The 201-nt window shown below is 65.7% G+C and carries 1 protein-coding gene; it reads left to right on the top strand.

Annotated elements, in window-relative coordinates:
• On the top strand, window positions 1-201 hold a 201-nt coding region (locus tag PU724_RS34185), incomplete at both ends, for an AMP-binding protein (protein ID WP_426213891.1).

Here is a 201-nt window from a genome sequence, read left to right on the forward strand (position 1 = left end):
ACGAGTACGGTCCCACCGAGACGATCGTCGGTTGTCTTCATTATGAGGTTCCTGCCGAACTGGACGGATCGGCATCGATCCCGATCGGCCGTCCGATCGCGAACACGCGGGTGTATCTCCTGGACGCCCATGGTCAGCCGGTGCCGCTGGGGGCGGTTGGCGAGCTCTATATCGGCGGGGCGGGGGTGGCGCGCGGCTATC

Origin of the sequence: Mesorhizobium abyssinicae (assembly GCF_049887195.1) — a bacterium.
GTDB lineage: Bacteria > Pseudomonadota > Alphaproteobacteria > Rhizobiales > Rhizobiaceae > Mesorhizobium > Mesorhizobium abyssinicae.